The sequence below is a fragment of the Streptomyces sp. NPDC059866 genome, assembly GCF_042731325.1.
Classification (GTDB): Bacteria; Actinomycetota; Actinomycetes; order Streptomycetales; family Streptomycetaceae; genus Streptomyces; species Streptomyces flavusporus.
This window is the reverse complement of the sequence record NZ_JBHWJT010000004.1, coordinates 431588-443651: the sequence shown is the minus strand read 5'-3', so window position 1 is coordinate 443651 and position 12064 is coordinate 431588. Positions and strand designations below refer to the sequence as shown.

Annotated in this window: 11 protein-coding genes; 6 read left to right on the top strand and 5 right to left on the bottom strand. The window is 69.0% G+C overall.

The annotated features are described in order from the left end of the window. Positions 1-177 precede the first annotated feature (177 nt). The 3 genes from ACFV7R_RS08465 to ACFV7R_RS08455 are packed head-to-tail and all read left to right on the top strand — an operon-like array spanning position 178 to position 4174. Positions 178-2307: a helix-turn-helix transcriptional regulator gene (locus ACFV7R_RS08465; protein ID WP_385261423.1), complete on the top strand. Its 2130-nt coding sequence runs from the start codon at positions 178-180 to the stop codon at positions 2305-2307. Continuing rightward, complete coding sequence (locus ACFV7R_RS08460) at positions 2304-3296, top strand: hypothetical protein (protein ID WP_385261368.1); 993 nt, start codon at positions 2304-2306, stop codon at positions 3294-3296. Before ACFV7R_RS08465 ends, ACFV7R_RS08460 begins: the two co-directional genes overlap by 4 nt. Next, on the top strand, positions 3293-4174 hold the full coding sequence (locus ACFV7R_RS08455) for a DUF6339 family protein (protein WP_385261367.1): 882 nt from the start codon (positions 3293-3295) through the stop codon (positions 4172-4174). Before ACFV7R_RS08460 ends, ACFV7R_RS08455 begins: the two co-directional genes overlap by 4 nt. A 14-nt stretch (positions 4175-4188) precedes the next feature. On the opposite strand, the gene ACFV7R_RS08450 is transcribed toward ACFV7R_RS08455, so the two are convergent. The 4 genes from ACFV7R_RS08450 to ACFV7R_RS08435 all read right to left on the bottom strand — a co-directional run bounded on the left by ACFV7R_RS08450 (position 4189) and on the right by ACFV7R_RS08435 (position 8232). Further along, positions 4189-5367, bottom strand: a complete 1179-nt coding sequence (locus ACFV7R_RS08450) for a DNA cytosine methyltransferase (protein ID WP_385261366.1) — start codon at positions 5365-5367, stop codon at positions 4189-4191. 146 nt (positions 5368-5513) lie between these two features. Next, positions 5514-6485 carry a DNA cytosine methyltransferase gene (locus ACFV7R_RS08445; RefSeq protein ID WP_385261364.1) on the bottom strand — a complete coding sequence of 324 codons (972 nt, stop codon included), beginning with the start codon at positions 6483-6485 and terminating at the stop codon, positions 5514-5516. Beyond that, on the bottom strand, positions 6485-6883 hold the full coding sequence (locus ACFV7R_RS08440; protein WP_385261363.1) for a very short patch repair endonuclease: 399 nt from the start codon (positions 6881-6883) through the stop codon (positions 6485-6487). The genes ACFV7R_RS08445 and ACFV7R_RS08440 overlap by 1 nt, the downstream gene beginning before the upstream one ends. Positions 6884-7215: 332 nt before the next feature. Beyond that, the gene (locus ACFV7R_RS08435; RefSeq protein WP_385261360.1) at positions 7216-8232 is read right to left on the bottom strand and encodes an SEC-C domain-containing protein; all 1017 of its coding nucleotides are present in this window, start codon (positions 8230-8232) and stop codon (positions 7216-7218) included. 301 nt (positions 8233-8533) lie between these two features. Between ACFV7R_RS08435 and ACFV7R_RS08430 the strand changes: the two genes are divergently transcribed. Continuing rightward, on the top strand, positions 8534-8980 hold the full coding sequence (locus ACFV7R_RS08430; RefSeq protein ID WP_385261358.1) for an SRPBCC family protein: 447 nt from the start codon (positions 8534-8536) through the stop codon (positions 8978-8980). Positions 8981-9043: 63 nt separating this feature from the next. Here ACFV7R_RS08430 and ACFV7R_RS08425 read toward each other — a convergent pair whose 3' ends face one another. Further along, the gene (locus ACFV7R_RS08425; protein ID WP_385261357.1) at positions 9044-10516 is read right to left on the bottom strand and encodes a glycoside hydrolase; all 1473 of its coding nucleotides are present in this window, start codon (positions 10514-10516) and stop codon (positions 9044-9046) included. 204 nt (positions 10517-10720) lie between these two features. Here ACFV7R_RS08425 and ACFV7R_RS08420 point away from each other — a divergent pair, with 204 nt between their 5' ends. Further along, the gene (locus ACFV7R_RS08420) at positions 10721-11503 is read left to right on the top strand and encodes a class E sortase (RefSeq protein ID WP_385261354.1); all 783 of its coding nucleotides are present in this window, start codon (positions 10721-10723) and stop codon (positions 11501-11503) included. Between the two features lie 208 nt (positions 11504-11711). Then, positions 11712-12023 carry a DUF6412 domain-containing protein gene (locus tag ACFV7R_RS08415; RefSeq protein ID WP_385261352.1) on the top strand — a complete coding sequence of 104 codons (312 nt, stop codon included), beginning with the start codon at positions 11712-11714 and terminating at the stop codon, positions 12021-12023. The last annotated feature ends 41 nt before the right edge of the window (positions 12024-12064 follow it).

Below are 12064 nucleotides of genomic sequence, written 5' to 3'. Positions count from 1 at the left end.
GTTCGGCGGAGACAAAATGGACGAAAGGGGAGGAAGTTGGTGAATCCTGCCACAGGGTGAAGCCTGGCCGCTCGGGTTCCTGTCAAAGGTTGTTTGACAAGGGGTGCACTGTCAAAGGCGCGGGTATGGTGGGCTTGCTGTCCGACGCAAGTGGAGCACACCCGAGAGCAGGTGACCGTGGAAGCAGGCGAGGACTTCGGTCCATGGCTGGCGCGGCAGTTGAAGCTCGCCGACATGACGCAGACCGAGCTGGCCCAGGCCGTGGAGGTGACGCGCGCGGCGGTCTCGGCATGGATCACCGGACGGGCCGCTCCCCGGCCCGAGACGATCGAACGTATCGCTCGGGCCCTGAACACCGATCTGGCCACGGTCCACACCCGCACCACCGACACTCAGGCCGGCCTCCCCGTCGGGTGGTACCACCGTCCCGGTCATGCTGACGGCGGCCGCGAGTTGGGCAACGCCGCAGCCTTCGCCTTCGACGCCGACGTGGAGGTGCTGGCTCGAGAGACCTGCCAGAACAGTCTCGACGAGCGCCTCACCACCAACGGGCAACCCGTGCGCGTGCGTTACACACTGCACGAGCTCACCGGCGAGACACTTGCGAGATTCCGAGAGGCCGTCCAATGGGACGACCTCTTCCCGCACTACGAGGCCGCCGCAGCCCAGGAGCAGAAGGTCGGCCGGGTCATCAACGCGGGGCTGCGAGACATGTACCAGCATGACCGTCTCGTGCTGCTGCGAGTGGACGACTACAACGCCGCGGGCCTGACGGGCGACGACTACGACGACGGCCGCTTCGCGGCGGTGGTGAGGCGTCAGCTCGACAGCCACAAGTCCGGCAGCTCGGCAGGCGGTTCATACGGCCTGGGCAAGGCCACGCTGTGGGCCACCAGTCGACTCGGCCTCGTACTCATGAACTCGACGCTGTCCGAACCGCATGAGGGCCGCACCGAACGTCGCCTCATCGGACGCCTCGATCTGCCGTGGCGTCAGGTCCAGGGCAAGCCGTGGGCAGGGCCGGCATGGCTGGGGCGGCCTGACCCCGACTCACCGGGAGCTGCCGTGGCGCGGTCCTGGTGGGCGGACGAGGAGACCGTGGAAGCCCTTCACCTGGGGCGTGAGAGCGGTGAGCCCGGGACGTCGTTCCTCATCGTGGGGGCTCACGACGTGGCGAGCCTCGCGGACGACAGTTCCGCATCCGATGGCGACGAGGGTGAGGACGACGACAGCATCCAGCGGATGCATCGAAGGCTCGTGCGGGCCCTGGGCAAGAACTTCTGGGCCGCAATGACGGGCGGCGGTGACCAACTGCCGCTGCTGGAAGCTTCCGTGCGCACCCTGCGCAATGGTGAGGTGGTCCTTCCGGAGGAGCGCGTGGATCCCACGGTCACGCAGCCCTCCCGTACGCGCGCCCTGAAGGCGTTTCTCGACGGCACGACCGTGGAGCAGCTCACGGAATCCGGGCAGGTCGTGGCGACCACCGTGCCCCTCAGCCTGCCCGCCAGGGGCGGCGCACGAGCCTCTCTGGGAGAGCACCGCGCCGTGCTCCTGGTGACGGATGCCGAAGACCCGGACGGGAAGCCCAATCGTGTCGTGGCGATGCGCGGCAACCGTATGACGGTGCGAGACGCCGCTGTTCCCGGCTTGCCGTTGTCCACCAACCCCTTCCAGGCTGTTCTGCTGGCAGGTGAGGCCGCAGGTACACAGGCCCCGTTCGCCGTCGAGGCCGAGGAGTTCCTACGCGCCGCCGAACCCCCGGAGCACAACAAGTGGGGGCAGACAGAAGAATTGACGCTCACTTACTCGCCCTCGGCGTACCGGCGAATCGCCTCCCTCACCCGGGAGACCAACGCGGCGATCAAGGAGCTGGTGGCTCGTCCCAAGAAGAGGCCCAAGGCGGGGGGAGGGCGCCTGGCCCCCAAGCTGACCGTCGGCACGGGAACGAAGAAACGTCGGCTGTCGGCGGCGACGCTACCCGTCCTGGAAGAGCTGGACGCGCAGGTCCTCGAAGGCGGAGCCTGGCAGGTGATCGGTGAGATCAGGATTCCTGCCGGCGGCCACACCTGGCGGCTCGCCCCGGTGGCCAAGTTCGATGTGCGTTCCGGCCCGCGTCCCTCCATCGCATGGGCCGAGATCGTGGGAGTGGACAACTGCCAGGTGGTGGATGGCACTCTGCGTTTCTCCGACGGAGCGCGCTCCGCGACATTCCGTGGCGTGACCGATCCCATGACACACGCCGTCAGGACCAGCCTGAGCGGTCTCGTCGTCGAACTGCGCACCGGTGAAGGGGAGTCGCTGTCGTGAAGGTGTTCCCGTACCCGCGCCTGCGCGGCACGGTCTCCCTACGAGTGGACGCGGCCAGGGTCAAGGCACCCGAGCAGCCTCGTGAGCAGCTCGACTCCCGTGCGCGCTCCGTGGTCGAGCGTGTCGTCGCGCTCGGCCTGGCGGAGACGGAGGACTGGGAGACCGCCACGCTGACCGTTTCGGCGACGATCCCTTCCAAGGCCACCGAGCCGGGCGGCCCGTGGTCCGATGTCGCGGTTGTCGCGGTGCTGACGGACCGGACAACCAACACCCGAGTCACGTCGAGGCTCGTCCCCGAGACGGAAGGCGGCCGTGAATGGCGTGGTGAACTACAGGTGCTGCGTGCCGACCTCTTCGACCGGGCTACGCTGACGGTCCAGGTGGTCGCAACCGTCGACGGCGTACCTGGACGGATCATCGCGGAAGCGGCTGACGACTGGATCGTCGACGCGAGGAGTGACACCCCGACACGGGAACAGAGCTTCGACATCAAGGAAGTCGGATTCACCAAGGGCCCGAGCTGGCTGCGGAACTTCATCGACGCCCCGTGGATCGTGAATGCGTCGGGGACGCTGCCCACCGTGCACATCAATACCGACTTCGAGGGCATGACGGACGTCCTCAGCGCTGAGGGACGTGGCCCCGAGGGACTGGTCAACGAGCTGATGGTGTCCCAGATGGCCGCCGACGTGTGGATCGCCGTGTTCCATTCGGCCATCGGCGACCTGGAGGTCGAGGAGGACGGCACTCCACTGTTCCCGCACGGTTGGCAGGGTGAGGTGCTCAGGGAGATGCTTCCCGACGTCGTGCCCGACCGGACTCTCGAGGACGCCTTGCGTGAGGTGCACCGCCGTCGTGTGGGCGCGACGGGATGGACCGAACTGCAGCCGCGCATCCAGTACGCGGCGATGCGCAGGGCCGAGGTCCCCAGGGCACTGTCGGAGACAGTACGCGGCTTGGACAAGCTCAAGCGTGAGGACGAGGTATGACGGAGAAGCCCGAGCACCTGCCCGAGTACCTGGCTCGGCTCGCCGACGAGAACGCGGCGCGGTTCATCACGGACGGGTTGCTGTCCGGCAAGGACAACGTCCCGGCGATCGCCCTCCACCAGGCTGCCGAGCCCCTGCCAGAGAGCCCTCGGACGCGGCTTCGTGCGATACGGGACCTGATCGACGATGCGATGTACACGTACCAGGACGACAGGCCGACGCAGGTGGATGCCTGGCTCGCTCCACGTCTGCATGCGATTCTGCGTCTCACGCGCGCGGAGGCCGCGGATCCCGCGCTGTGGAACTACCTGGCCCTCGGCGTCGCTCCCGACTTCGTGGTCTGGCGGCACCTTTCCGAATCGAAGAAAACCGTCAACGCCCGGTACTTCAAAGGCCCTTATCACAAGCAGGCTTTCGCCCGACTCTGGTGGTCGGCCGAACTGTTTCGGAACGGGCCCGACTATGAACCGGTCGTCATCGCCTGCGGTAACCAGGACATGTTGAACACGGTCCTGAGGTTGGACGTCATCGACCACCGGCCCACGGCGCAGGCGTTGGTCCGGCTTTTGAAACGGGACGTGGTGCGGACGGGACGTGATGCGAACGCGCTGGGCAAGGCCGTCAACACAGCGGGAGCGACCCTGATGTACGACGTCATCGCGCCGGACACGGAGCGGGATGCCGGGGCCGTGCAGAGATGGATCGACGAGGGGGAAGCGGGCCTCTCCGTGCACCACCGCCCTCTTCCAGTCGGTCCTGCCGAGGAGCCCGCCCCCGAAGAGTCGGTGGAGCGCCTGACGGACCACTTTGCGGAGCTGTTCGCGGACGCGCCGGTGCGGGGCAAGGAAGAGAGTGAGGAGACATCGGAAGAGGGCTGATCCGAACGGCCTCTCTACCGCTGGCGGGGAGGTCGCCAGGCCTTGAGTGCTTCGATCGCACGGTTCTTGCGGCCCTTGTCCAGTCCCAGCGCCGTGCACAGCACGTGGACGGCGAGGAGCGGCGGGATCGCGTTGCCGATCTGCTGCGCTACATCGGTGCCTCGCCAGGGGTACTCGGCCGGAAACGTCTGCAGCAGGCCGGCCTCGCGTAGCGTGAAGCGGTCCTGCTCCGGACCCAGTTCAGGCTCGCCGTTCGCGTCGAAGCCCTTGAGGTCGTACACCTTGTTGCGGCGCACCTTGCCTGTGACGGTGGCGGCCGGCTGGTTGGAGGTGCGGAGTCCTCGTTTCTTTGGGTCTCCGCCCGATCCGTAGTTGGAGCGGACGACGAATTCGGTGGACCGTGAGTCCTCGAGGGCGTCGCCCATGGAGACCCAAGGCTGCTTCGGGATGGGAGCAGGGGCCGGGGTCTCGAATGGCAGGTCCTGCTGGAGGTCCCTCGTGGGCGTGCTTTCCTGGGCGGCGGAGAGGCGTTCCGCTCCCTTGCGGTAGCGCTGATGCGTCAGAGTCGGGAACTCGAGCCCCTGGCCTCTTTTTCCCGTGTATCGGGCGATCAGCACGGCGCGGCGACGTGTCTGCGGCACCCCGTAGTCCTCGGTGTGCAGGATGTGGCAGTCAGCGTCGTATCCAAGCTCGCGAAGGATGTCGCGGTACTTCGCCCAGACGGGCAGGACGGTGGGTACCTGTTCCAGTACCACCACCTCGTACGGATCGGCCTTGAGCTTCTTCTCGACGATCCACCGCAGGGGTTGGAGCACGAGACCGGTGCGCTCGTCTGTCCACGACAGCTCGTGGGCCCTCTGCTCGACGGTTGCCCAGGCCTTCTCCAGCCTTCCGACGGTCTCGCTCCGCCCCACGCGCTCGGCCAGATCCTTCACCTCTTCGAGGGCCTTGTGACCCTCGCGATTGCCCGCCACCGAGTAGGTCTGGCAAGGCGGGCCTCCGGTGAGGACTCTGGCTGTGGCGACCTCGGGGTCGAGCGGGTTCACCTTTGCCACGTCCGGTTCACTGGTGGTGCGTAGGCCCGCAGCGCGTCGGGTCGCTCGGGTCGATTCCTCCCATTCCACGCCGATCGTGGGCAAACCGAGCACCTCGGCCGCGATGTCCAGGCCGCCCGGTCCCGCAAAGAGGTCCACAATGTCAGGCTGAGTCTGGTTTGCGTCCGGATGAGGTGCTCGGGTCATGAGGTGGAAGTGTAGCCGGCGTCGGCTCGCAGGCACCGCCTGAGCCGTGCGGCTGGGTGCGAGCCCGCAGTTTCTGCTGTGAGCTGGCGATTCTTCGTTCAGGAGCGAAGCGCCTGGGCGATGGCCCGGCCGAGCGCCTCGCCCACCGGAGGTGGGGAGGCGTGGCCGATCTGCCGGTAGCGGGCCGTCTTCTTTCCGGTGATCTGCCAGTCCTCCGGGAAGCTCTGGAGCAGGGCTGTCTGGTCGACCGTGAGCCGCACCATGCGGTCCTTGCCGAGTTCCGGTGCCCACACGAAGTCCGGTCCGGGGATCTCGTCACCCAGCGAGTGGGCGTTCACCCCCAGCTTCTCCCACTTCCGTTTGGTTCCGGCTGGCCCCAGGTCGGCGCCACCGCGATTCTTCGACCCGCCGACCAGCGTCGGAGCCACGGTGGCCGCTTGGGCCGCCCATCGGCCGGCGTCCTTCCAGCCACGCGACTGCATGGAGGGCGCCAGGGCTTCCCCGACCGACACATGATCCGGCACGCTCGGGGACGGCACCCGAAAGGCGGAGAACCACCGCTTCTTGAGCGCCACGAGCACCCCCTGCTTGCGGTCCTGCGGCACTCCGAAGTCGGCGGCGTTGAGGATGAACCAGCTGAACTCGTAACCGAGATGCTCCAGTTCGGCGCGGGCGAACTCGCGGAAGTCGTGGAACCTGTCCGAGTCCGCGAGGGCAGGCACATTCTCGATGAGTATCGCCCGAGGCCTGACCGCGTGGGCGAGGTAGACCGCCGCCTTCAGCAGCCGCTCCTCCTCGCCCGACTCGGCCCGGGCGGCCGTGGCGTTGGACTTCACCCGCGGCAGCCCCGCGGACAGCAGGTCCACGTCGTAGCTCTCCGGGTGCTCGCTCGGGTCGAGGTCCAGAAGGTCCCCCTGAAGCACGTTCCAGTGCGGTCGGTTGGCCTGTAGGGTCCGGCAGGCATCGGCGTCCTCGTCCAGGAGCAGTGTCGGCTCGAAGCCGGCCCGCTCCAGCCCCAGGGCCAGCCCACCCGCCCCGGAGCACACGTCCACAAAGGTCAGCGCGCTCATCAAGTCGCCCCCCGTCCCCGTTGGGCTCTCCGTCGCGTCACCGCCTCTGCGACGCGCAGGACCACATCCTCCGGCGCTTCATGCTCCCAGAATCGTAGGACTTCCCACCCGGCGGCCACGAGGTGCTCGGTGGTCTCGGCGTCGCGCGCCATGTTGCGGTCCAGCTTCTGCCGCCACCACTCTGCGTTCGACTTCGGCTGCGTGGCGTGTTGAGGGCAACCGTGCCAGAAGCATCCGTCGATCAGGACGGCCACCTTGACCGAGGTGAAGGCCACGTCGATCCGGCGTCGGGCCATGCCGGGCACCGGGTACTCGATGCGGTAGCGCAGCCCGGCCGCGTGCAGCAGGCGACGGACCGCCAGTTCGACGGCCGTGTCCTTGCTGAGTTGTCTGCTCATGCGTGCCGAGACGGCGGGCGACGACGGCTTCATCGTGCTCAAGCGGCAGGGCCTCACGATCGTGACTCGGTCCGTTCGATTGACTGCCGAGTCCGCCTGGCCCGAGTCGATCGCCTGGGGTTGCACCGGCTCCGCCCCGCCCCCTGGACAAAGGGGGCATGGCGACACCGAACGCCATCACGAGCCCGGCGCGGATCGATCGAGCCGTTGGACTACGGCTGCGGTGTCGATTCCATCACGGGGGCGAGCCCAACCGCACCAGATCCCCGTGGCAGGGTTGAAGCCGAACCCCAGCGGCCATCGGTATCAAGATGTCGGCCGGTGGCCGGCCTTCAGGCTTCCGGGTTCCCGTGGCAGTCCTTGTACGAGTTCCCCGACCCACACCAACACCCAGCCCCCCTCTGCGGCGGCCAGGCAACAGCCCGCCCCCTCGCCGCCAACGTCGTCGCATACTGCGGCAGCAGGTCCACTTCCCCCGGCGACGCCCCCTCCGAAGCCGCGAACGCCTCGTACGACGGCACTGTCCCCGTAACAATCCCCAGGTTCGGCGTCCCCGACGACGCCAGCTCCCGCAGCGACGCCTCTATCGTCGCCAGGTGCTCCTCGTGCGAGGGGTACTCCACCGCCAGCGACGGATAAGCAGCCACCAGCTCCGCCAGTTCCCCCGCCGGCCAGTGCAGCACGGCCACCGGGAAGGGGCGGGACAACGCCTCGCGATACGCCCCCAGCTCCGCCCGGAGGCGGGAGATCTCCGCCTCCAGTTCCGCCGGGTTGTTGGAGCCCAGGGACCACACGCGCTTCGGGTCGTGCAGCTCGTCCAGGGACACCGGCATCGAGTGGAGGGTGTCCGCGAGCAGGTCCCACTCGTCGTGGGCGACGCCCAGCATGCGGCGGACGCGGTGGCGGCCGAACAGCAGGGCGCGCGTGGAGTACGGGGGCTCCGGCACGTCCGTGAGGAGCAGTCGCGCGCCTTCCGTGAACGTCTCCTGCGCCGCTTCCAGCTCGTCGTGGGATTCCAGGGCCTCGGCGATGATCACCCAGGGGGCCGGGTCCCGGGGCGAGGTGGTGCGGATGCCCTCGATGATCGCCCGGGCCTCGGCCTCGTGGCCGTACTCCCACAGGTTCGAGGCCTTCAGGGCTCGGACCAGGGAAGGGTTCTCCAGGGCGTCGGCAGACAGCAGGCGGTCGTAGAGCGCGGACGCGGCGGGGCGGTCGCCGGCCAGTTCCAGGTGGGCCGCGGCCCTCAGGAGCAGGGCTTCGGCGTCTTCGGGGTACAGGCCGGCGGTTCGCTCCAGGCGGGCCGCTTCGGCGTGGTGGTCGACGGTCTCGGCGGGCGTGTCGGGGCGCATGGGGGACACCGTACTGCCGACGGGTGCCGAAGGAGAGATATTGGCAGGTCACTGACATTCCGGCTCAGTGCGGCCTGCTCCGTATGGACCTGTCGGACTGTGCAGGTGGTGCGGTCGGCATGAGGCTGGAGGCCAAGCCCATGGGCGGCCGGCCCAGGAACCCGGTGCGGCCGCGCCCACCGTCGAGCCGAGGAGAGGCACGGCTGCCCAGCGCCTGCTGTGCCGGACGCCGCATCCCGGGAGACGCCGGTGCCGCCGGCGCCTCCCAGGTGTTCCTTCCTCCAGAAGGAGTGTGATCAGCGTGGCCCGGAACCGCCGTCTGATCCTGAGCTCGCCGTCCGAGGTCTGGGACCTGCTGGCCGACGGCCACCGCTACGGGGAGTGGGTGACAGGAACCCAGCAGGTCCTCGCCGCGGACCCGCACTGGCCAGAAGTCGGCGCCCGTCTGAAGGTCCGAGTCGGCGCCGGCCCTCTCACCCTCGACGACATGTGCGTGGTCCGCATCTGCGAACCGCAGCGCCGCCTGGAACTGGAGGCGAAGGCCGAGCCCTTCGGCGCGGCCCGCATTGCCATGAAACTGATCGCCTGGGGCGGGAACACCCTCTTCACCCTCGACCGGCACCCCCTCCGGGGCCCCGGCACCCGGATGCACGGACTGCCCGTGGACCACCTCGTCGCGATCCGCAACGGCATGATGCTGACCAAGCCGGCCCGGATCGCGGTACGCGAGCACTGCGGAAGCGCTTGAGGCCGGCCGGAGATCGCCGGCGCAAGGAGCGCGCCCGCACGCGCAGCGAGAAGGGCACTGCAACTAGAGCGTCACCCCGTCCACCTGCAACGTCTGCACCGCCCCCGCCGCGAACGGCACGCTCACCGACTTGCCGGAGAGGTACGTGTCCGAGTACGCGCGATAGCGGTCCGAGCCGGACGTTGCCGTGTTCCAGCGGGGGACCAGGCCGCCCGACCCGCCCGTCACCGTCGAGAAGCGGGAGAGGTCGAAGGTCAGGGTCTGGGCCGAGGCCGAGGTGTTCACGGCGACTATCACCAGGCGCCTCGACGACGCCGAGTACGCCGCCGCCGCGTAGCTCACGCCCGTGTCGAGGATCGTCATGCCGGGGCGGATGTGGCGGCTGAACTGGGCCATGACGTAGTACTTGGGCTGGACCGTCGTCGGCTGCAGGGTGTTCGCGTCGTACGCGATCATCGCCCAGCCCGTCGTCGGGTCCATCACCTGCCAGTAGCACCAGGCCGTCGGGTGCAGCCAGCGGAAGTCGTAGCAGAGGTTCGACGCCATGGTCAGGCCCGAGGCGTCGCCGTCGCCCGTTTCGGAGTTCCAGAGCTTCTTGCCGGACGTCGTCACCACGTCCGTGTAGAGGAGGTCCCTCCGGCCGCCCGCGCCCTGGTAGCCGTGCACGTTGACCTGGGACACCAGGGCCCTGGTGGAGGAGCCGAAGGAGGCCCATGTCGAGCGGGCCGTGTCGTAGTTCGTCTCGTCGGAGGCCGAGATGCGGACGCCCGTCAGGCCTCGCTTGTCCAACTCGCTGCGCATGTACGGGAGTACGGCGGCCTGGACCGCCGGGTCCATGTGGCAGCCCTCCTGCGTGCCGGTGGCGGTCCACCAGCTGGAGGCCGGCTCGTTGAACGGGTCCACCGTCGCGAAGTTCACGCCCCAGTTCGTACGGGCGTACGCCGCGACCGCGGCCAGGTGGGAGGCGTGCTGGCGGTAGTTCCAGGTCTGGAGGTTGTTGCCGCCGTCCGCCGCGCCGGACGGGTTGTGGTTGTTGCACATCCACCACATCGGTGAGTTGGCGAAGAGCTCGGTGATCGCTCCGCGCTGTACGGCCTTCTGCAGCATCGCGCGCTGGGCCGCGTCCGCCGTCCAGTCCCAGGCCGAGGACGTCGGGTCCTCGTTGTTCCAGTCCTGCCAGAAGCCCTCGATCTGCTTGAAGGCGGGGATGTTGGGGGACTCCGCCATCGTCTCGCCGTTCACGCTGTTCCAGCTGCACGCGCCCAGGTTGTAGCGGGCGATGTTGAGGCCGAGGCCGGGGAGTGCCGTGCCGTTGTACGTCACCGAGTTGGTGGTGAAGAAGAGGTCGGCGAAGTCGTTCCGGTTGCCGAAGACGTTGGCCCACCAGGCGAGGGCCGTGCCCCAGCCCTCCCATGTGCCGTACCTCGTGGAGGGGTTCACGGCGATCGTCGCGTCCGCGTGCGCCGTACCCGTTGCCAGGGCGCTGCCGAGGAACGCGCCGCCCGTGGCCGCCAGCAGTGTTCTGCGTCGGATCATGGATTGTCCACCTCCGTCACCCGCCGGTGGTCGAACCGGCGTCCGGGCCCGTCCCGTTCAGGCCGACAGGAAGCATCGGGTGTGGCGCACGGGGTTGTCGAGGGTTACGACAGCCCTTTCTCAAACCTGTGGAGGAAGGGCGGGTCTGGTGACCTCACGCTCTGCCCCTTATCGTGCGGGCGGCCCGGGAAGGAGGCCTGAAGCATGCGCGTGTCCGTCGTGCAGCACAGCACCCGACGGTGGCGTGCGCGGCGGCGGCGCGTCCTGTGGGCCGGGGGCAAAGTCCTCGTCACCCTCGGTGTCGTACTCCTGCTTCTCGTCGTCCACCAGCTGTGGTGGACCAACCGGCAGGCCAGGGAGGGCGCCGAGCGGAGGGTGAAGGCGCTGGAGCGGGAGTGGGGTGCGAGCGGGGCCGAGGACGAGGATCGCATCATCGACTCCGGTACGTCCCCGGAGGCGTCGGAGGAGCCGCGGGCTCCCGAGCCGCCGCCTGCCGCTCCGAGCACCACCACGCGATCCGCCTCCCGCCCTGCCCCCTCCCTCGCCTACGCCATCCTCACCATCCCCCGCCTCGACCTCCGCGTCCCCGTCGCCGAGGGCATCAGCAAGCCGGACGTCCTCAACAAGGGATACGCCGGCCACTACCCCGGCACCCAGCAGCCCGGCCGCGCCGGCAACTTCGCTCTCGCCGGGCACCGGAACACCCACGGCGAGCCCTTCCGGTACGTCAACCGGCTCGACGACGGCGACGAGATCCTCGTAGAGACGCGGGACGCCGTGTACACGTACGCCGTCGACCAGACCGTGCCGCAGACCTCCGCGCGCGACACCGGTGTTCTACGGCCCGTGCCCCGGAGTCTCGTCCACCCCGCTCGCGGCTACCGCGACCCCGGCTACTACCTCACCCTCACCACCTGCACTCCGGAGTACACGTCCACGTACCGCCTGGTGGTCTGGGGCAAGCTGATCTCCATGCGGCCCCGCTGAGGAGGCGGACACCGGTGGCCGGCGCGACGGCCCAGGGGGCAGGAGCCCACTGACCGGCCGTCCGTCCCCGGATCCGCGCACCTCTCCCGAAGCACCGCCACTCCCACAGCGGCCGGCACCGCCAGCCCGGCCGACACGGCGAGGGCGAGACGGATCCTGTATAACCGACGGCAGGGACAGCAGTCGTACGACGGGGAGGGGGACGCCGGTGATCCGCAACTGGGCCGGTCCGCGCCTCCTCGCCCTCCCCCTGCTCCTGATCCTCCAGTTCGCGCTGCTGGACGCCGGCAGCCTCTCGGCCACCGTCGCGCTCGCCGCCACCGCCGCGGCCGGTTCCGCGCTCACCGTCTGCTCGCTCATTGCCGCGCGCTGCGCGCCCGCCGTGCCGCCCACACGGGTGCGTACGGCGATTCGTGACCGTGCCCGGCGTACGGCGTTCCTGCCGCAGCGAGATCCCGACGCCAAGGGCCGCACCCGGCCCCGAGCGCCCGGACACGCCCTCCCGACGGCCGTCGCGTAGGGCGCACACCACGTAAGCGCCCCGGCGCGGGTCGTCATGCC

Coding starts and splice junctions, on each gene's coding strand:
- ACFV7R_RS08455 (WP_385261367.1), top strand. CDS start 3,293: ATGACGGAGAAGCCCGAGCACCTGCCCGAGTACCTGGCTCGGCTCGCC.
- ACFV7R_RS08445 (WP_385261364.1), bottom strand. CDS start 6,485: ATGAGCGCGCTGACCTTTGTGGACGTGTGCTCCGGGGCGGGTGGGCTG.
- ACFV7R_RS08440 (WP_385261363.1), bottom strand. CDS start 6,883: ATGAGCAGACAACTCAGCAAGGACACGGCCGTCGAACTGGCGGTCCGT.
- ACFV7R_RS08435 (WP_385261360.1), bottom strand. CDS start 8,232: ATGCGCCCCGACACGCCCGCCGAGACCGTCGACCACCACGCCGAAGCG.
- ACFV7R_RS08425 (WP_385261357.1), bottom strand. CDS start 10,516: ATGATCCGACGCAGAACACTGCTGGCGGCCACGGGCGGCGCGTTCCTC.
- ACFV7R_RS08420 (WP_385261354.1), top strand. CDS start 10,721: ATGCGCGTGTCCGTCGTGCAGCACAGCACCCGACGGTGGCGTGCGCGG.